This window comes from Microbacterium sp. NPDC089321 (assembly GCF_040684935.1).
Lineage (GTDB): Bacteria > Actinomycetota > Actinomycetes > Actinomycetales > Microbacteriaceae > Microbacterium.
The window spans coordinates 236,143-254,928 of record NZ_JBFBGX010000003.1; the positions used below are offsets into that span (position 1 = coordinate 236,143).

The 18,786-nt window shown below is 69.6% G+C and carries 20 protein-coding genes; 15 read left to right on the plus strand and 5 right to left on the minus strand.

The window, feature by feature from the left end; all coding sequences use genetic code 11:
* Positions 1-82: 82 nt before the first annotated feature.
* The gene (locus AB0N59_RS14650; RefSeq protein WP_363484884.1) at positions 83-1,123 is read right to left on the minus strand and encodes a DUF2510 domain-containing protein; all 1,041 of its coding nucleotides are present in this window, start codon (positions 1,121-1,123) and stop codon (positions 83-85) included.
* Positions 1,124-1,290: 167 nt separating this feature from the next.
* Here AB0N59_RS14650 and ftsE point away from each other — a divergent pair, with 167 nt between their 5' ends.
* The 3 genes from ftsE to smpB all read left to right on the plus strand — a co-directional run bounded on the left by ftsE (position 1,291) and on the right by smpB (position 3,773).
* Positions 1,291-2,319, plus strand: coding sequence for a cell division ATP-binding protein FtsE (ftsE, locus tag AB0N59_RS14655; protein ID WP_363484887.1), 1,029 nt, complete (start codon positions 1,291-1,293; stop codon positions 2,317-2,319).
* A complete protein-coding gene (gene ftsX / locus AB0N59_RS14660; RefSeq protein WP_363484890.1) occupies positions 2,316-3,230 on the plus strand; it encodes a permease-like cell division protein FtsX in 915 nt (304 codons plus the stop codon). The genes ftsE and ftsX overlap by 4 nt, the downstream gene beginning before the upstream one ends.
* Before the next feature lie 66 nt (positions 3,231-3,296).
* Positions 3,297-3,773: an SsrA-binding protein SmpB gene (smpB, locus tag AB0N59_RS14665; protein WP_363484893.1), complete on the plus strand. Its 477-nt coding sequence runs from the start codon at positions 3,297-3,299 to the stop codon at positions 3,771-3,773.
* A gap of 4 nt (positions 3,774-3,777) precedes the next feature.
* Here the strand turns inward: smpB and AB0N59_RS14670 are convergent, their stop codons facing one another.
* Positions 3,778-5,643: a prolyl oligopeptidase family serine peptidase gene (locus AB0N59_RS14670; protein WP_363484896.1), complete on the minus strand. Its 1,866-nt coding sequence runs from the start codon at positions 5,641-5,643 to the stop codon at positions 3,778-3,780.
* Between the two features lie 116 nt (positions 5,644-5,759).
* On the opposite strand from AB0N59_RS14670, the gene AB0N59_RS14675 reads away from it, so the two are divergent.
* Complete coding sequence (locus tag AB0N59_RS14675; RefSeq protein ID WP_363484899.1) at positions 5,760-6,710, plus strand: methylenetetrahydrofolate reductase; 951 nt, start codon at positions 5,760-5,762, stop codon at positions 6,708-6,710.
* On the plus strand, positions 6,707-9,019 hold the full coding sequence (gene metE, locus AB0N59_RS14680) for a 5-methyltetrahydropteroyltriglutamate--homocysteine S-methyltransferase (protein ID WP_363484902.1): 2,313 nt from the start codon (positions 6,707-6,709) through the stop codon (positions 9,017-9,019). The genes AB0N59_RS14675 and metE overlap by 4 nt, the downstream gene beginning before the upstream one ends.
* 82 nt (positions 9,020-9,101) lie before the next feature.
* Here metE and lexA read toward each other — a convergent pair whose 3' ends face one another.
* On the minus strand, positions 9,102-9,788 hold the full coding sequence (gene lexA / locus AB0N59_RS14685) for a transcriptional repressor LexA (protein ID WP_363484905.1): 687 nt from the start codon (positions 9,786-9,788) through the stop codon (positions 9,102-9,104).
* A 304-nt stretch (positions 9,789-10,092) separates the two neighbouring features.
* Between lexA and AB0N59_RS14690 the strand changes: the two genes are divergently transcribed.
* From AB0N59_RS14690 to hisH, 4 genes are read left to right on the plus strand one after another with little or no spacing between them, the layout of a single operon-like run.
* Complete coding sequence (locus AB0N59_RS14690; protein WP_363484908.1) at positions 10,093-10,473, plus strand: LysM peptidoglycan-binding domain-containing protein; 381 nt, start codon at positions 10,093-10,095, stop codon at positions 10,471-10,473.
* Positions 10,474-10,521: 48 nt separating this feature from the next.
* On the plus strand, positions 10,522-11,604 hold the full coding sequence (locus AB0N59_RS14695) for a histidinol-phosphate transaminase (RefSeq protein WP_363484911.1): 1,083 nt from the start codon (positions 10,522-10,524) through the stop codon (positions 11,602-11,604).
* The gene (gene hisB / locus AB0N59_RS14700) at positions 11,601-12,203 is read left to right on the plus strand and encodes an imidazoleglycerol-phosphate dehydratase HisB (protein ID WP_363484914.1); all 603 of its coding nucleotides are present in this window, start codon (positions 11,601-11,603) and stop codon (positions 12,201-12,203) included. Before AB0N59_RS14695 ends, hisB begins: the two co-directional genes overlap by 4 nt.
* Complete coding sequence (gene hisH, locus AB0N59_RS14705; protein WP_363484918.1) at positions 12,200-12,832, plus strand: imidazole glycerol phosphate synthase subunit HisH; 633 nt, start codon at positions 12,200-12,202, stop codon at positions 12,830-12,832. The genes hisB and hisH overlap by 4 nt, the downstream gene beginning before the upstream one ends.
* 45 nt (positions 12,833-12,877) lie before the next feature.
* Here the strand turns inward: hisH and AB0N59_RS14710 are convergent, their stop codons facing one another.
* The gene (locus tag AB0N59_RS14710) at positions 12,878-14,059 is read right to left on the minus strand and encodes an AAA family ATPase (RefSeq protein WP_363484921.1); all 1,182 of its coding nucleotides are present in this window, start codon (positions 14,057-14,059) and stop codon (positions 12,878-12,880) included.
* A 182-nt stretch (positions 14,060-14,241) separates the two neighbouring features.
* Between AB0N59_RS14710 and priA the strand changes: the two genes are divergently transcribed.
* Entirely contained in the window at positions 14,242-14,988 is a 747-nt protein-coding gene (gene priA / locus AB0N59_RS14715) for a bifunctional 1-(5-phosphoribosyl)-5-((5-phosphoribosylamino)methylideneamino)imidazole-4-carboxamide isomerase/phosphoribosylanthranilate isomerase PriA (RefSeq protein WP_204974071.1), read from the plus strand.
* Positions 14,972-15,775 carry an SseB family protein gene (locus AB0N59_RS14720; protein ID WP_363484924.1) on the plus strand — a complete coding sequence of 268 codons (804 nt, stop codon included), beginning with the start codon at positions 14,972-14,974 and terminating at the stop codon, positions 15,773-15,775. The genes priA and AB0N59_RS14720 overlap by 17 nt, the downstream gene beginning before the upstream one ends.
* A 164-nt stretch (positions 15,776-15,939) precedes the next feature.
* Here AB0N59_RS14720 and AB0N59_RS14725 read toward each other — a convergent pair whose 3' ends face one another.
* A complete protein-coding gene (locus tag AB0N59_RS14725; RefSeq protein ID WP_363484927.1) occupies positions 15,940-16,371 on the minus strand; it encodes a DUF1844 domain-containing protein in 432 nt (143 codons plus the stop codon).
* Positions 16,372-16,571: 200 nt separating this feature from the next.
* Between AB0N59_RS14725 and infC the strand changes: the two genes are divergently transcribed.
* The 4 genes from infC to AB0N59_RS14745 all read left to right on the plus strand — a co-directional run bounded on the left by infC (position 16,572) and on the right by AB0N59_RS14745 (position 18,776).
* A complete protein-coding gene (gene infC / locus AB0N59_RS14730) occupies positions 16,572-17,195 on the plus strand; it encodes a translation initiation factor IF-3 (protein WP_204976633.1) in 624 nt (207 codons plus the stop codon).
* A 74-nt stretch (positions 17,196-17,269) separates the two neighbouring features.
* On the plus strand, positions 17,270-17,464 hold the full coding sequence (gene rpmI / locus AB0N59_RS14735) for a 50S ribosomal protein L35 (protein WP_204974068.1): 195 nt from the start codon (positions 17,270-17,272) through the stop codon (positions 17,462-17,464).
* A gap of 33 nt (positions 17,465-17,497) precedes the next feature.
* Positions 17,498-17,884, plus strand: a complete 387-nt coding sequence (rplT, locus tag AB0N59_RS14740; RefSeq protein ID WP_204974067.1) for a 50S ribosomal protein L20 — start codon at positions 17,498-17,500, stop codon at positions 17,882-17,884.
* An 85-nt stretch (positions 17,885-17,969) separates the two neighbouring features.
* The gene (locus AB0N59_RS14745) at positions 17,970-18,776 is read left to right on the plus strand and encodes an RNA methyltransferase (RefSeq protein ID WP_363484932.1); all 807 of its coding nucleotides are present in this window, start codon (positions 17,970-17,972) and stop codon (positions 18,774-18,776) included.
* Positions 18,777-18,786: the final 10 nt, after the last annotated feature.

Here is an 18,786-nt window from a genome sequence, read left to right on the forward strand (position 1 = left end):
CCCTCACTCCGACGCGCGAGACGCGACACGACAACGGGCCCGGGAGCAGTGCTCTCGGGCCCGTTGTCGTGTCTGCCTCGGATCAGCTGCAGGCGGATGCCGAATCCGTGAACGTCTTCGCGAAGTCGAGCGCATCCATGGGATCGGCGAAGTCGGTGCTGCCCTCGGCGACGGTCTGCAGGGCCTCGTCGCTCATCTCGGATGCGTAGAACTCATCGCTGAGGCACACGATCACCTCATCCGGGAACGGGCTGGAGCCGGTGTCGGCGACGATCGTCTCGATACCGGGAGCGAGCTCCTCAGGCGTCGGGCGCTCGGCGCTGCCCTCGGGCGCGGACGACTCGTCCGGCCACGGCTCCTGGCTCGAGTAGGGGCTCGACGGCGAGTTCCACGAGTTGTCGGCGTAGCTGGCGAAGAAGGTGACGGCGAGCACGATCGACGCGACGATGCCCATCACGACCGACAGGATCAGGCCGACGATGCCGGGCCACTTCGCGGTGTTCTTGATGAACAGGGCGATGATCGACACCACGAAGGCGGCGAAGAGCAGGAACGAGCCGATGCCGAACGTCACAAGGTTCGGGATGCACGCGATGATGCCGCCGACGACCGCGAGGCCGAGGCCGATGTAGCCGAGAACCGGCGTCTTGCGGGGTCCGGGCTCCGGTGCGGCGTACGCGCCGTAGCCGGCGTCGGTGCCGTACGGGGCCGGAGCGGAGTAGGGGCTCTGGGCGTCGTAGGCGCGGGCGCCGGGGTAGCCCGCCTGGCCGTAGGGGGCCTGCCCGTACGGCTCCTGCCCGTATGGGGCCTGCCCATACGGAGACTGGCCGTATGCGCTCTGCGGGTAGCCGTCGTCCGAGACCGGCGGGTAGGCGGCGGTGGGCTGCGCATCCTGCTGCGCTGCCGGGCTCTCCTGCGCGCCGGGTGCGACCGGAGGCTCGTAAGAGGCGGCGGATGCCTCGGCATCCGGTGCCTCGCCGGCCGTGTCGCCACCGGCGAGAACCGTGCCGCCCTCTTCGGGCTGGTCGGGCGTCTCAGGCGCGAAGTGATCGGTCCACTGCTCGCCGTCCCACCAGCGCTGCCGCCCCGATCCGTCGTCGTACCATCCTGCGGGAACGCTCATGGCGCCTCCTCGTCTGCGTGTGCGTCTGCGCCGCCGGCGGTGAGCCTGCGACATCCCCTCATGGCGCATCAGCGCCTCTACGTGTATATCAGTCGCCCTCGACGGGAAAGACACGGGGGAGTGTCGCTGAGCATCGGCGACGACCCCGCGCATAGGCTCGTATGGCCATGATCCGGTTCGAGAACGTCACCAAACGCTACCGCGGCACCACACGACCCGCTCTGTCAGAAGTCGACTTCGACGTCGAGGCGGGCGAGTTCGTCTTCCTCGTCGGGGCTTCCGGCTCGGGAAAGTCGACGTGCCTGCGGCTGATCCTCCGCGAGGATGTCCCCACCAGTGGACGGGTGGCCGTGCTCGGCCGCGACCTGCGCTCGCTCGCGAACCGCAAGGTGCCGTACTTCCGCCGGCACATCGGATCGGTGTTCCAGGACTTCCGCCTGCTGCCCTCGAAGACGGTCGCGCAGAACGTCGCCTTCTCGCTGCAGGTGATCGGATCGTCGCGCGGATTCATCCAGCAGGCCGTGCCCGAGGCGCTCGCACTCGTGGGCCTCGACGGCAAGGCCAAGCGGATGCCGCACGAGCTCTCGGGTGGTGAGCAGCAGCGCGTCGCTATCGCACGCGCCATCGTCAACCGTCCGAAGGTACTGCTCGCCGACGAGCCCACCGGAAACCTCGACCCCGCGACCTCGGTGGGCATCATGCAGCTGCTCACCCGCATCAACGCCGGCGGCACGACCGTCGTCATGGCCACGCACGAAGCGGCCTTCGTCGACCAGATGCAGCGCCGCGTCATCGAGCTGAAGAACGGCGAGATGGTGCGAGACGAGGTCGGTGGCGGCTACGGCGACACCTCCAGCATCCCTCGCCTCATGCCCGAAGCGGTGCCCGGCGCCGCCGCTGCGGCCGCCCTCACCGCCGTGCAGGAGGTGCAGCGCGAGACGGTCACCGCGGCCACCGTCGCGACTCCGCCCGTCGAGACGGCGTCCGCGCCGCCGTCCGGTGCGGATGCCCGAAAGGCGGCCCAACCCGTCGACCAGCAACCGCCTGCCGTGCCCACACCCCCCGAGGAACCGGCGACGGTCGGCCCCCGCACCAACCCGATCGTGATCCCGGAGGTGGAGGTCGCCGAGCTCGGCATGGCCGACCGCCTCGGACTCTCAGGCGACGACGACGAGGAAGTGGGCCCGACCTCATGAACTTCGGACTCATCGTCGGCGAGGCCCTGATCGGCCTTCGCCGCAACATCTCCATGGTCATCTCAGTGGTGCTCGTCACCTTCGTCTCGCTGACCTTCGTCGGCGCGGCCATCCTCATGCAGACGCAGATCCAGACGATGCGCGGCTACTGGGGCGAGAAGGCCGAGGTGACCATCTACATGTGCTCGCCGCTGTCGACCTCAGACAACTGCACGGCCGCCGAGGCGACCGAGGACCAGATCAAGACGGTGAAGGACGACCTGGCCGGGCCGGCGCTCAAGCCGCTCATCAGCGAGGTCGGCTTCGACGACAAGGAGACCACCTACGATAACTGGGTGGAGCGATTCGGTCAGGAGCAGGCCGATGCCTTCGGCGTCGAGAACATGGGGGTCGCGTTCCGCGTGACCATGAAGGACCCGCAGCAGTCCCGCGTTCTCACCGAGGCGTTCTCGGGCAAGGCCGGCGTCGACGAGGTGCAGGATCAGCGCCGCCTCCTCGACCCCCTGTTCTCCGCCCTCACGGTCGCGACCTACATCGCCGTCGGCGTGGCGGCGCTCATGCTCATCGCCGCCGTGCTGCTCATCGCGACCACCATCCGGCTGTCGGCATACGCGCGTCGCAAGGAGATCGGCATCATGCGCCTGGTGGGCGCGTCGAACCGGTCGATCCAGACGCCGTTCGTGCTCGAGGGCGTCTTCGCGGCGTTCCTCGGGTCGGTGTTCGCGAGTGCCGCCGTGCTCGCGGGGGTGAAGTGGGGCGTCGAGGGGTATCTCGCCGAACGGGTGCCCTTCATGCGACCGCTGGTCGACATGCAGGATGCCCTGTTCGTCGTGCCCGTGCTGATCGGCATCGGCGTCGTGCTCGCCGCCCTGTCGGCCGGGTTCGCGATCCGTCGCTGGCTGCGCACCTGACCGGTTCGCACTTCGGACGCCCGGCAGACGTTATGCTGGTGGGCTGTCTGTCGTCAGGAGAAGAACATGCCCAGGGAACGCGGGGAGAAGGTCGTCGCGACCAACCGTCGCGCACGTCACGACTACAACCTCGAGAAGTCGTTCGAGGCCGGCCTCGTGCTCACCGGCACCGAGGTCAAGTCGCTGCGCCAGGGGCGTGCCAACCTCAGTGACGGGTACGCCTACGTGAAGGGCGGCGAGGCGTACCTCGACGCCGTGCACATCCCCGAGTACTCCCAGGGGCACTGGACGAACCACTCGGCCAAGCGCATCCGCAAGCTGCTGCTGCACAAAGACGAGATCCGCAAGCTCGAGCACGCGGTGTCGGCGGGCGGCTACACGCTCGTCCCGCTGAAGCTGTACTTCTCCGACGGCCGCGCGAAGGTCGAGATCGCCCTCGCGAAGGGCAAGAAGGAGTACGACAAGCGGCAGACTCTGCGCGAGCGTCAGGACACGCGCGAAGCCGAGCGCGCCATGCGCCTGCGCAACCGCATGGGGGAGTGAGCGCTCAGACGTCGGCGGTGGGCTCCGGCTCGAAGCCGAACGTCCGTCCCAGGAAGCGCAGCTCCGCCTCGAGCGATGCGATGATCGTCTCTGCGGCGCGGAATCCGTGGCCCTCGCCCTCGAACAGCAGGTACTCGTGGGGCACCCCTCGGGCATACAGAGCGTCCCTGATCGCCTCCGACTGCGACGGCGGCACGACCCGGTCGTCCGAACCCTGCTGAAGCAGCACGGGAACGTCGATCCGGTCGACGTGCGACAGCGGCGAGCGCTCGATGTACACGCTCTCCGCCTCGGGAAGCGGCCCGACCAGGCCCTCGAGGTAGTGCGCCTCGAAGTCGTGCGTCTCAGCCGCCAGCATCCGCAGGTCGGCCACCCCGTACCGTGAGATGCCGGCGCTGAAGGTGCCACCGCGCACGAGCGCGCACAGCACCGTCCACCCGCCGGCCGATCCGCCGCGGATCGCTATCCGGTCGGGATCGGCGAGACCCGCGTCGGCCATGCCGCGAGCCGCGGCGATGACGTCATCGACGTCGACGAGACCCCACTGCCCGTCCAGGCGCTCGCGATACGCGCGGCCGTATCCCGTCGAGCCGCCGTAGTTCACGTCGAGCACGCCGATGCCACGGCTGGTCCAGTACGCATACGCGGTGGATGCCGCACCCGCGACGTGCGAGGTCGGACCGCCATGGACCATCACCACATACGGCGGCAGGTCGCCTGCAGGGGCCGAGGCGTCAGGATTCGTCGGCGGGTAGTCGAAGGCGTGCACGGGCCCGTGCGGCCCGTCGAATGTCACCGGGCGAGCACGCGGCACCCATCGGGCGTCGGCCTCGGCGCCGCCGGTGACCGTGGTGATCGTGCCGTCGTCGAGATCGACGCACCAGAGCCCTGCGCCCACCGTGCGCCCCGCACCCGAGATGAGCACTCGCGAACCCTGCGCGTCGTCGATGCTCGCTCCTGCCGTGATCGGCAGCGTCAGCAGCTCGACCGATGCGCCGTCGGCTGAGATCTGCACGATCTCGTCTGCCCCGTTCGTGCGAACCGCCACGGTGCGGCCGTCGTCGAGGCGCTGGTACCAGCGGTTGCCGAGCACCCACAGCCCACCGCCGGTGTCTGCGTCAGCTGCGGCAAAGGCGGTCGCGGTTCCGCCGAGGCGCACCCGCTGCAGGTTCCAGCGGCCGGACGGATCGTCGAGGTACAGCAGCTCGTCGTCGCTCACCCACTCGGGCTGGAGGGCCGCGCGCGTCGGCATCGACTCGACCTCGTCGCCGTCGACCCGGGCGACATGCAGCAGCGCCTGCTCCCAGGGCATCTGCACGGTGCTCCACTGCACCCACGCGAGACGCTCGCCGTCGGGGGAGAGCGCGGGATGCGCCACGAAGCCGCTGGTCGAGACGAACGTGCGCACAGCGGACTCGTCGTCGGCGGCAGTGCCGTCGAGGGGGATCTCGACGATCGCACGCTCATGCTCAGCGGGGCGAAGATCCTCACGCACGGCGAGCAGCCGCCCGTGCTGCAGCCGGAGACCGCCGTAGGAGACGCCCGCCGGAGTCAGCGGCTGGGGCTCACCACCGCGCGGCATGCGGTACACGCGCTGATCGGCGCCGTGCACGAAGCAGAGGGCGCCATCGGCGCCGGCAGTCCATGCGCCGCCGCCGTACTCATGAACCCGCGAACGGGCGTTCCACGGAGCGGGGAGCACCTCATCGCCGCTGGAGCTGCGCACCGTCACGCGACCGCCCTCGGCCGGCACCGATTCTCCCCACCAGATCTCGTCGCCGACGAAACGGGCTCCGTCGATGCGAGGCGACGCCTGCGCGATCATCTGCGCGGTGAACGGAGAGGGCCACGAGCCATGAGGTGCCGTCATGCCTCGAGCCTAACCAGCCCCGTACTCGACACACGGCGTCACACAGTGTGCGTCGCGATGAGGGGCTGTCCTACCTTCTGAGAACACCCCCGCCCCGAGCATCGAAGGAGAACACCGTGAGCACCACCCCCTTCTCCTTCGAGCTGTACCCGCCGCGCACGGCCGAGAGCGCGCGAGCGCTGCACGACACGATCGACCGCCTCGCGGAGGCCTGTCCGGAGTTCATCTCCGTGACCTATGGAGCGGGCGGCTCGACCGGCGGCCGCTCGCTCGAGGTGCTCAAGTACATCCGCAGCCACACCTCCACCGAGCCGCTCGCGCACCTCACCTGCGTGGGCAACACCTACGCGGGCGCCGCACGGCTGATCCGGGAGTTCCTCGACGCCGGAGTGCTGAGCTTCCTCGCGCTCCGCGGCGACCCGCCGGCCGGCCAGAGCGAGAACGACGTCTTCCTCGGCGACCTCGAGAGCTCGGCCCAGCTCGTGCAGCTGATCGACCGTGTGCAGGCAGAGCGCGCGCCGTACGAGGAGTCGCCGGTGCGCGGCAACCCCGGCGCCGTGCGCGTCGCCCCTCGGCGCAAGGTGAACATCGCCGTCGCCGCCTTCCCGAACGGGCACCCGCGTTCTGCCTACAGCAGTCAGCACGTCGATGCGCTGCTCGCCAAGCAGGCGGCCGGAGCCACGGTGGCCATCACCCAGCTGTTCTTCCACGCCGATCACTACCTCGCGTTCGTCGAGCGCGCCCGCCGCGCCGGTGTGACGATCCCGATCCTCCCCGGCATCATGCCGATCACCTCACCCGCCCGCCTCACCCGCGTGCTCGAGCTGACCGGCGAGGAGCTGCCGGGCGAGCTCGCGATCGAGCTCGAGATCGAGCCGACCACAGAGGGCCGCCGGCAGATCGGCATCCGCTGGGCATCAGACCTCATCCGCGCGGTCGTCGACGGCGGTGCGCCCGGGGTGCATCTCTACGCGTTCAACCAGCACGAGACCGTGCTCGACGTCCTCCAGTCCGCCGGGGTCATCCCCGGGCGCCAGCTCTCCGCAGCATCGAAAGGAATCTCATGACCGCTTTCCCCGCAGGGACGATCCTCGGCTACCCGCGCATCGGCCGTCGTCGCGAGCTGAAGAAGGCCGTCGAGGCCTTCTGGGCCGGCCGCACCGACCAGGCCGAGCTCGAGCGCACCGCCGCCGAGTTGCGCGCCGCGACCCGCGCGCGCCTGACCGAACTCGGCCTCGGTCGCGACGACTCGTCGATCCCCGAATCGTTCTCGTTCTACGACCAGGTTCTGGATGCCGCCGTCACCGTCGGCGCGATCCCCACCCGCTTCGACGATCTGCGCGACGCCGACGGCTCGATCGGGCTCGGCGCGTACTTCACCGTCGCCCGCGGAGAGGGCGAGCGCGCACCGCTCGAGATGACCAAGTGGTTCGACTCGAACTACCACTACCTCGTGCCCGAGATCGGCCCCGAGACCGTGTTCTCGCTCGCGAGCGAGCACCTCGTCGAGCAGGTCGCCGAGGCTGCCGACGCCGGGTACGTCACCCGGCCCGTGATCGTCGGACCCGTCACCCTGCTGGCGCTGGCGAAGGCCTCTGACGACGCGCCCGAAGGCTTCGACCCCCTCAGCCGCCTCGACGACGTGCTCCCGGTCTACGCGGAGCTGCTCGCGAGACTTCAGGCTGCCGGAGCGCAGTGGGTGCAGCTCGACGAGCCGGCGCTGGTCAGCGAGTCGCTGCCGGTCGACGTCGCCGCGCTCGCCGATGCCGTCACCCGGGCACTCGCCGTGCTGGGCGCAGCCGAGCAGCGCCCGGCGATCTTCGTCGCGGCTCCCTACGCCGCGCTCGGGGCGACGCTCGACGTGCTCGCCGCGGCGCCTATCGAGGCGATCGGCCTCGACCTGGTCCGTGGCGAGGTGCCGGCCGCACTCCCGGCGCTCGAGGGGAAGACCCTCGTCGGCGGCGTGATCGACGGGCACAACATCTGGCGAGGCGATCTCGACGCCGCCTTCGCGAAGCTCGAGACCCTGCGGGAGCTCGGCGCGGGTCCGGTCGCAGCATCCACCTCCACCTCGCTGCTGCACGTGCCGCACGACGTCGACGACGAGACCGCTCTCGACGAGCGACTCGTCTCATGGCTGGCCTTCGCCGACCAGAAGGTCGGACAGGTGGTCACCCTGGCCGCCGGTCTCGCGGAGGGGCGGGATGCCATCGCCGACGCTCTGGATGCGGCATCCGCCGCACTCGCCGACCGCCGCAGCGCACCCGGTGTGCGCGACGGGGCCGTGCGCGGCCACGCTGTCACCGAGGAGGAGTTCTCGCGCGTCGCGTACGAGGAGCGCGAGAGCGCTCAGCAGGCGCTGAACCTGCCCGCTCTGCCGCTCACCACGATCGGATCCTTCCCGCAGACCGGCGATATCCGCCGTGCGCGCGCGCAGTTCCTGCGCGGTGAGCTGCCCGCCGACGACTACGACGACTTCCTCCGCCGCGAGATCGACCAGGTCGTGGCGCTGCAGGAGGAGCTCGGCCTCGACGTCCTCGTGCACGGAGAACCCGAGCGCAACGACATGGTGCAGTACTTCGCCGAGCACCTCGACGGATTCGCGGTCACGCAGCACGGCTGGGTGCAGTCGTACGGATCGCGTGCGACCCGCCCGTCGATCCTCTGGGGCGATGTGTCGCGTCCTGCGCCGATCACCGTCTCGTGGGCCACGTACGCCCAGTCGCTGAGCGTGAAGCCGGTCAAGGGCATGCTCACCGGCCCGGTGACGATCCTCGCCTGGTCGTTCGTGCGCGACGACCAGCCGCTGGGCGAGACGGCCAACCAGGTGGCGCTCGCGCTGCGCGACGAGATCACCGACCTCGAGGCTGCGGGCATCGCGATCATCCAGGTCGACGAGCCGGCGCTGCGCGAGCTGCTTCCGCTGAAGATCGCAGACCAGGCCTCCTACCTCGACTGGTCGGTGCGCTCGTTCCGTCTCGCCACCGGCGGCGCTGCGCCGGGCACGCAGATCCACACGCACCTCTGCTACTCGGAGTTCGGCGTGGTGATCGATGCCATCCGCGCTCTGGATGCCGATGTCACCTCGATCGAGGCCGCTCGAAGCCGCATGGAGGTCGTCGCCGACATCGCCCGCTTCGGATTCGACCACGGCGTGGGACCCGGCGTCTACGACATCCACTCTCCCCGCGTGCCGAGCGTCGAGGAGGTCGAGGCACTGTTGCGCCGCGCGGTCGACGAGCTGCCTCTGCGCCAGCTGTGGGTCAACCCGGACTGCGGCCTGAAGACCCGCGCGTACGAGGAGACGGTGCAGTCGCTGCGCAACATCGTCGAGGCCACGCGCCGCGTGCGTGAGGACGTCGTCGTCCCGGCCTGATACCGGATGCCGAAGGGGCTCCCCGTCCAGTGGACGGGGAGCCCCTTCGTCGTGCGTTCGCGCTCGAACGCGCGGGTGGGCGTCAGACCGCGCGCAGCACGGCGACGACCTTGCCCAGGACGACGGCCTCGTCGCCGAGGATGGGCTCGAATGCGGAGTTGCGCGGCAGCAGCCAGGTGTGGCCGTCGCGGCGTCTGAAGGTCTTGACCGTCGCCTCGCCGTCGATCATGGCTGCGACGATCTCGCCGTTCTCGGCGTTGTTCTGGGTGCGCACTACGACCCAGTCGCCGTCGCAGATCGCCGCGTCGATCATCGATTCGCCGTTCACCTTCAGCATGAAGAGGTCGCCCTTTCCGACCAGCTGCCTGGGGAGAGGGAAGATCTCCTCGACCTGCTGGTCGGCGGTGATGGGGATGCCGGCCGCGATCTGACCGACGAGGGGAACCAGAGCCGCATCCCCGACCGCGGGGGCGCTGTCGGCCGGGTTCTCTGCGCTCGTGCCGGGCAGGTCGATCAGCACCTCCATCGCGCGGGTCTTGCCGGGGTCGCGACGCAGATAGCCGCTGAGCTCGAGCTGGCCGAGCTGGTGGGTGACGCTGGAGAGCGACTTGAGCCCGACGGCGTCGCCGATCTCCCGCATGCTCGGCGGGTAGCCGTGGCGGGCGATCGAGGTCTGGATGACCTCGAGGATTGCCATCTGCTTGGGGCTGAGGTTCCTGCGGCGCCGCGTGCGGGGAGCCTCGGCTGCCGTCTCGGGGGTCTCGCTCATCGGTGGCTCCTTCATGCCCTCATGCGGTGCGATCCGCGTCATCGCGGGGATCGGATTCGAATGTCGGTGGCCCGTGGTGGGCTGACTTCATCGAAACCGTATCCGAGTTCTCTCGGAAATCGGAAGATCTGTTCGAGCGTGTCTGCGAAGTCGCGCCCGAGTATTCGAAGAATCCTTGACAGATGTTCGATATCGAAGATACATTCGGAACGTAGCTTCGCATCCGGCGTCCCCGGCCGGATGCCGGATGCGAAAGCTGCACCACTTCCGCCCGACGGGCGGGGAGAGTGAAGAGGAGCATCACATGAGCACCATCAGCATCCAGGCCCCCCTGACCGTCCCGGTCGCGGCCGCTGCCGGGCGTTCTGTCTCGACGCGGCTGCGCCTCACCGCGCGAGGCCGTCGCCTGCTCGTCGCCCTCGCCGCCGCGCCCGTCCTCGGCGCCATCGCGTTCTCGCTGCTCGCGGGCGGCTCGGCCGTCGCGTCCGGAGAGAGCGCCGAACCGGTCGCGTTCGAGACCGTCACCGTGCTTCCCGGCGACACTCTGTGGTCGATCGCCGCCGATGCCGCGCCCGGGGTGGACCCGCGCGAGGTCATCGACGACATCAAGAGCCTCAACAACCTGAGCTCGGGCATGATCCAGGTCGGCGCCTCGATCGCCATCCCCACCGCGTACTCCGACTGAGTCGTCATCCGCGACGGTGCCGGCGATGCGCGGCCTACGATGGATCATGTGACATCCCTCGATGAGCTGCCCCTCCGCGACGATCTGCGCGGGCTCACACCGTACGGCGCGCCGCAGGCGCCGCTGCCGGTCGCTCTGAACGTCAACGAGAACACGCATCCCGTTCCCGACGAGGTCGCGAGTGACATCCTCGACGACATCGCCCTCGCGCTGCGCGACGTGAACCGCTATCCCGACCGGGAGTTCACGGCCCTGCGCGAAGGCTTCGCCGAGTACCTGGGCCACGGTCTGACGGCAGATCAGATCTGGGCGGGCAACGGCTCCAACGAGGTGCTGCAGCACATCATGCAGGCGTTCGCGGGACCGGGCCGCACGGCCTTCGGCTTCGCGCCCACCTACTCGATGTATCCGCTCATCACACAGGGCACGGGTGCGCGATGGGTCGCAGGCACACGCCACGACGACTACACGATCGATCCGGATGACGCCGCGCGCCAGGTCGCCGAGATCGACCCCGACGTCGTGCTGCTGTGCTCGCCGAACAATCCCACGGGCACTCCGCTCTCGCTCGAGGTGATCGAGTCCGTCTACGACGCCGCGCGGGGCGTCGTCATCGTCGATGAGGCGTATCAGGAGTTCGCCCCGCACGATGCGCCGTCGGCGCTGAGCCTGCTCGACGGACGCCCGCGCCTCGCTGTCTCGCGCACGATGAGCAAGGCCTTCGCCTTCGCCGGCGCGCGCGTCGGCTACCTGGCCGCCGACCCCGCGTTCATCGATGCGCTGCGCCTCGTGCGCCTGCCGTATCACCTCAGCGCGCTCACCCAGGCCGCCGCCGTCGCGGCGCTGCGCAACTCCGCCACCATGCTGCGCATGGTCGACGAGATCGTCGAGCAGCGCGAGCGGATCTCGGCGACTCTCGAGGCTCTCGGCTACACGCCGCACGCGTCGTGGTCGAACTTCGTGCTGTTCGGCGGAGTCGACGACCCGCGGGCGGTGTGGCAGGCGCTGTACGACCAGGGCGTGCTCATCCGCGACGTGGGCATACCTCACCACCTTCGGGTCACGGCCGGTACCGAGGCCGAGACCACCGCATTCCTGGAAGCCCTCGCGTCGATTGGATCGCCGGCATGACCGACCGCACCGCACGCCGTACCCGCAGCACCTCCGAGTCGACCGTCGAGGTCGAGGTGAACCTCGACGGCACCGGCCGCAGCGACATCGACACCACGGTGCCGTTCTTCGACCACATGCTGACGGCGTTCGCCAAGCACTCGCTCACCGACCTCACGGTGCGCGCCACGGGCGACACGCACATCGACGCCCACCACACGGTGGAGGACATCTCGATCGTGCTCGGTCACGCCATCCGAGAGGCTCTCGGCGACAAGGCCGGCATCTCCCGCTACGGCGACGCGCTCGTGCCGCTCGACGAGGCGCTGGCTCAGGCCGTCGTCGACATCTCCGGCCGACCGTTCCTCGTGCACGAGGGCGAGCCGGCCGGGTTCGAGTTCCACCTCATCGGCGGGCACTTCACCGGATCGCTGGTGCGTCACGTCTTCGAGGCCATCACCTTCAACGCCGGTCTGACCGTGCACGTGCGGGTCATCGGGGGTCGCGACCCGCACCACATCGCCGAGGCCGAGTTCAAGGCGTTCGCCCGTGCGTTCCGGCAGGCCAAGGCCCACGACCCGCTCGTGGACGGCATCCCGTCGACGAAGGGCGCGCTGTGACCGGTCGCCGCGTCGTCGTCTTCGATTACGAGTCCGGCAACGTCCACTCCGCCGTCAAGGCACTCGCCGCCGCGGGCGCCGAGGTCGAGCTCACTCGTGACCGGGGGCGTGCGCTCGAGGCCGACGGCCTGCTCGTGCCCGGCGTCGGCGCATTCGCCGCGGTGCGCGACGCACTCGTCGCCCACGGGGGTGATGAGATCGTCGACCGGCGGCTCGCCGGCGGTCGCCCCGTGCTTGGCATCTGCGTGGGGATGCAGGTGATGTTCGAGCGCGGTGTCGAGCGCGGACAGCCGGCCGAAGGACTGGGGGAGTGGCCGGGTACGGTCACCGAGCTTGACGCCCCTGTGCTGCCCCACATGGGGTGGAACACCGTCGAAGCCGGCGAAGGCAGCGTGCTGTTCCGCGGCATCGAGCACGAGCGGTTCTACTTCGTGCACTCCTTCGCGGCCAAGACCTGGGACCTCGACGTCATCCCGCCGTTCCCGCAGCCCGCGGTGACCTGGGCGACGCACGGCGAGCGATTCCTCGCCGCCGTCGAGAACGGGCCCCTCTCTGCGACGCAGTTCCACCCTGAGAAGTCGGGCGACGCGGGCATCCGGTTGCTGCGCAACTGGGTCGACTCGCTCTGAGCGCGGACTCCGCGGCATGGCCCACGTGTGGGCCCGGCGGAAGGGTCAGAGTCCGCGTGCGACGGCGGCTCCGGCCGCCAGCCAGGCTGTCTGGGTCGCTGAAGCGAGGGCTCCGAGCCGGAGGTGACCGTCGACCATCTCGCGATCGAACGGGATCGAGACGACTTCGCGCGCCAGGTCGCGGTATCCGCTGACCACCTGGTCGACATCCGCCGCCGTCGCCTTCGGGTCGGCCTGGGTCACGACGACCACCGACCGGCGAGCGAGATCGGCTGATCGCTCGTCCCGGTCCTCCAGAGCCTCGAGCAGCAGCGCGCCGGCTTCGGCGTGATCGTCACGGGTCGTGGTGGCGACGACGATCTGGTCGGCATGATCGATCATCCGAAGCCACATGGGATCCGACTCGTCGTTGCCGGAGTCGATGATGATGAGGCGGTAGTACTTCGCGGCGACGGCGTGGATGGCGTCGATGTCCGACGAGTGCAGCCGGTTCTCCTGTGCGAGCCGCATCGGCTTCGAACGCAGCACGTCGTACTTCTCGCGGGCCTGGTGATGCACGAAGTGAGCGAGGTCGGCCGACTGCGCACCCGCTCCGAGAAGACGATCTGCCTCTGGCAGGAGTTCGAACAGCGTCCGGTCGTGGGGTCCGGTGTCGGTGCGCCAACCAAGGGTGCCGCGGGTCTGGTTGTTGTCCCAGGCCAGCACGCCGGCGCCTCCGAAGCGCGCGAACACGGCCGAGAGCAGCACTGTTGTCGGGGTCTTGCCTGCGCCGCCTTTGCCGTTGACGACGGCGATCGTGCGCGGCCCGGGCCAGTGCTGGCCGACCAGCAGCTCGTTGTCGCGTATGGCCCGCTCGGCGGCGCCGGGCGGGAGCGAGAACCCGACGCGGTTCAGCATCCCGCGTGCGCCGGTTCGCGCCGGCTCCTCACGACGCTCCTGCTGGAGGAATGACGGACGCTCGCGCTGCTCGCGCCTCGAGGTCGTCGGCGTCGGTGCGGGCGTGGCGGTGGGCGCAGCCGACTCGCGGTGATAGCGGGGCGGCTCGGCGAGGGCGGCGGAAGGCACGAGCGGCACCTCGGAGACCACGGGCACCTCGGAGACCAGCGGCGTCTGGGAGAGTTGTGCCTCCTCGGAGGCGAGCGGTGCCGCCTGGACTCCGCCACGGCGGGTCGCGGTCGCGCGCCGGCGCAGCGGAGCCGCCTCGGTCTCGTGGTGCGCATCAGCCATGCGTTACGTCCCTCCTGTCGACGGGCACGCGCGAGGACAGCGCTGCGCGTGCGCATCCGATGGTACCGGCGGGGTATGCGAGAAGTCCGATGACCGACACAGGGTTTGATGACTCCGCCGTGCGGGACTAGTCTCGTCTCTCGTGCCCGCTCGGGCCGCCACCATCCCCCTCGAAGGACGACATGAACGACTTCGCACAGTCCCCCTCGCTGATCCTCCTCCCGGCGGTCGACGTCGCCGGCGGCAAGGCGGTGCGCCTGACGCAGGGTGAGGCCGGCACCGAGACCAGCTATGGCGACCCCGTCGACGCGGCCGGCGAGTTCGTCGATGCCGGCGCGCAGTGGATCCACCTCGTCGACCTCGACGCGGCGTTCGGTCGCGGAAGCAACACCGCCATCCTCCGCAAGGTCATCAAGCAGTACCGTGGCGTGAACATCGAGCTCTCGGGCGGCATCCGCGACGACGCCAGCCTCGACGCAGCTCTCGAGGCCGGCGCCACGCGCATCAACCTCGGCACGGCAGCCCTCGAGAATCCCGAGTGGTCCGCCGACGTCATCAGCCGTTACGGCGACGCGATCGCCGTCGGTCTCGACGTCCGCGGCACGACCCTCGCGGCGCGCGGCTGGACGAAGGAGGGCGGCGACATCTGGGATGTGCTCGAGCGCCTCGAAGAGGCGGGCTGCAGCCGCTACGTCGTCACTGACGTCACCAAGGACGGAACGCTGCGCGGACCGAACCTCGAGCTGCTGCGCGAGATCACCTCGCGCACCCCGAAGCCCGTGATCGCATCGGGCGGTGTCGCCTCCCTCGATGACATCGCCGCGCTCCGCGAACTCGTGCCGCTGGGCGTCGAGGGCGCGATCGTGGGCAAGGCCCTCTACGCCGGACAGTTCACGCTGGCAGAGGCGCTGGATGTCGCCGGCGACTGACGACGCCTGCGACCACGGGCACGGCGCCGCGAACAGCGGCGACTCGGCCGGTGTGCCCTGGGAGGGCCGCAGCTTCGAGTCGAATCCGCACGCTGCGGACGACGGCTCGGCCGATCCGGCGCTGCATGCCGCTCTGCTGCGCTTCCGCTCCGGTGAGGGCTCGCAGGTCGAGGTGGTCGACGCCTTCCGCGCTGCGCGCGTGCTGGTGCCGCTCATCGCCGAGCGGGGCGATGAGGGCATGGGGCCGACGGGGCTGAAGGTCGACAAGACGCAGGAGCTGTCGATCGTCACGGTCGCCGCTCCCGATGGTCGCCGCGTGCAGCCGGTGTTCTCCTCCGTCGACACGATGCGACGCTGGGACGCCACCGCGCGGCCGATCCCGGTCGAGGCGATCCGGGTCGCGCTGTCGGCGTCCAGCGAGCAGACCGACCTGATCGTCCTCGACCCGGCATCCGAGACCGAGTTCGTCTTCCGTCGACCGGCGGTCTGGGCGATCGCCCAGGCTCAGCGCTGGGAGCCGAGCTTCCACTCGCCCGAGGTGTTCACGGCGCTGCGCGAGAGCATCGCGCACGAGCTCGCCGTGATCGACGTGTCGGTCGCCTCGGGGGACCCGGATGCCAGGATGCGCGGACCCGAGCTCATCGTGACCCTCGAGCTGGTCGACGGCCTCGAGCGCGAGACGCTCGACGCGGTGCTCGCGCGACTCGCACAGCGCTGGGCGGCCGACGACCGGATGGCCGTGCTCGTCGATTCCCTGACGGTGAAGCTCACCCGCTCCGCCGGCTGAGACGCGTACGCCTCGCGCGGGAATGTGCGCTTCGCGCGGACGGATCCCGCGAATTCCTCCGCGCGAAGCGCACATCTCCGCGGCAGGCGCCTGCAGGGGTGCCTCCGGAGATGCGTTCGACGGAACTGTGCGCAGGTCCGTCGAGCGCTGTCACGGGGTGCTGGTCAGTTGACCGGCCCGGTCCACTTCTCGCCGGGTCCCTTGCCGATCGGGTCGGGGATGACGGACGCCTCGCGGAAGGCCAGCTGAAGCGAGCGCAGGCCGTCGCGCAGCGAGCGCGCGTGCATGTCGCTGATCTCGGGGGCGCCGGCCGTGATGAGGCCTGCCAGGGCGTTGATGAGCTTGCGGGCCTCGTCGAGGTCGGTCTGCTCGGCGGGGGAGTCGGCGAGGCCGACCTTCACGGCCGCGGCGCTCATCAGGTGCACGGCCGTGGTGGTGATCACCTCGACCGCGGGAACGTCCGCGATGTCGCGGGTCGCGGCGCTCGCCGCGTGCTCCTGCTGCTCCCAGCGCTCGTGGCGGTCATCGTGGTGCTCGGCAGGAATCGTCACTTCGGGTTGCTTTCTGGTAGACTTCTGCGGGCTTCGGAGTGTCATGCTCCGATACGAAAGAGGATTCTCAATCCCACCCGCGCTTGCCGTTCCAGGCTACCGGGTTCAGCACCCCGCCGGTTCCGGTGGAAAGGGTGTCACAAGCCGGTGTGTCTGAATGCGCCGGCGGGTGGGGAGAACTCCGATTTCGCCCGAGACGCGGCCCGCGTCCCGGTGGCCTGGAAATCACGTCTTAGGAGCTCCGCATCAGCGATCCCCGTACCAATGAGCGCATCCGCGTCCCCGAGGTCCGCCTCGTCGGTCCCGCGGGTGAGCAGATCGGTGTTGTCCGCATCGAGGCAGCACTGCGTCTTGCCCAGGAGGCCGACCTCGATCTCGTCGAGGTGGCACCCAACTCGAAGCCGCCCGTGGTCAAGATCATGGATTACGGCAAGTTCAAGTACGAGGCCGCGCAGAAGGCCAAGGAAGCACGCCGCAACCAGGCGAACACCATCCTCAAAGAGGTGCGCTTCCGCCTGAAGATCGAGGCCCACGACTACACGACCAAGCTCAAGCGCGCTGAGGGCTTCCTCAAGGCGGGCGACAAGGTCAAGGCGATGATCCTCTTCCGCGGTCGCGAGCAGTCTCGGCCCGAGCAGGGCGTGCGCCTGCTGCGCAAGTTCGCCGAGGATGTCGCCGAGTTCGGCACGGTCGAGTCGAACCCGACCATCGACGGACGCAACATGGTCATGGTCGTCGCTCCGCTGAAGAACAAGTCCGAGGCGAAGGCCGAGCAGAACGCGGTCCGCACCGCGAACAAGCAGGCCGCCCGCGAGGCGAAGAACGGCGCCAGCGCCGACTCCGCGCCGACCGACGAGTCCGCGGCGTAAGCCGCCCCACCAGCTCCCGCTTCCGGGCGGGTACCCACCGTCGCCCGCCAGGGCGCCACACGAAGGAAGAGAAGATGCCGAAGCAGAAGACCCACTCGGGTGCGAAGAAGCGCTTCAAGATCACCGGCAGCGGAAAGCTGAAGAAGCAGCAGGCCGGCATGCGCCACAACCTCGAGGTCAAGCCGAGCCGTCGCACCCGTCGCCTGAACCAGGACCAGGTCCTCTCGAAGGCCGACACCAAGGTCGCCAAGAAGCTTCTCGGTCGCTGAGCGCGACGCCCGTACGAAAAGGAACACACGAAAATGGCAAGAGTCAAGCGCGCAGTCAACGCGCAGAAGAAGCGTCGCGTCATCCTCGAGCGCGCGTCCGGTTACCGCGGCCAGCGTTCGCGCCTGTACCGCAAGGCGAAGGAGCAGGTCACCCACTCGCTCGTCTACGCGTACCGTGACCGTCGCAAGCGCAAGGGCGACTTCCGCCGTCTGTGGATCCAGCGCATCAACGCCGCTGCCCGCCAGAACGGCATCACCTACAACCGCTTCATCCAGGGCCTCGGGCTCGCGGGTGTGCAGGTCGACCGTCGCATGCTGGCCGACCTGGCCGTGACCGACGCCGGTGCGTTCGCCGCCCTCGTCGAGGTCGCCAAGAACGCTCTGCCTTCGGACGTCAACGCGCCCAAGGCTGCTGCCTGATCCTCGCGATCCGAACGTCCCGAACGGGCGTCTCCCCTCGGGGAGGCGCCCGTTCGCGCATTCTGCGCCCCGATAGACTGGGCCGGTGCTCGAGAACCCCCGCTCTCCCCGCGTCCGTGCCGTCGCCAAGCTGACCAAGCGCAGCGCGAGGGTCGAGACCGGGCTGTTCCTGCTCGAGGGGCCGCAGTCGGTGCGCGAGGCGCTGCACTACCTGCCCGAGGCGATCGTCGAGCTGTTCGCGACCCCGACCGCGTGGGAGAAGCACGCCGACGTGCGCGCGCTCGCGGCCGAGCACGACGTCGAGGTCGAGTACGTGACCGAGGCCGTGCTCGCGGCGATGGCCGACACGGTCACGCCGCAGGGTCTCGTCGCCGTGACCCGGCAGACGCCGACCTCGGTGCGCGACATCTTCGCGGCCTCGCCGAAGCTCATCGCGATCTGCGAGGAGGTGCGCGATCCCGGCAACCTGGGCACCATCATCCGCGCCGCGGATGCGGCCGGGGCGGATGCCGTGGTGCTCACCGGCCGCACGGTCGACCCGTACAACCCCAAGGTCGTCCGGTCGACGACCGGCTCGCTGTTCCACCTGCCGGTCTCGGTCGGCGGCGAGCTCGACGACGTGATCCGCCGTGCGCACGACGCGGGCATGAACGTGATCGCAGCCGATGTGAAGGGCGATGACCTGCTCGCCGCTCGCGCCCAGGGCGTGCTCGCGCAGCCGACGGCATGGCTCTTCGGCAATGAGGCGCGGGGTCTGGAGCACGATGCTCTGGCACAGGCTGATCGCGCGCTCCGTCTGCCCATCTTCGGCCGCGCCGAGTCGCTGAACCTCGCCACCGCCGCGAGCGTCTGCCTGTACGAGTCGGCCTTCGCCCAGCGCGCTGACGTCTGAACGGAGACGG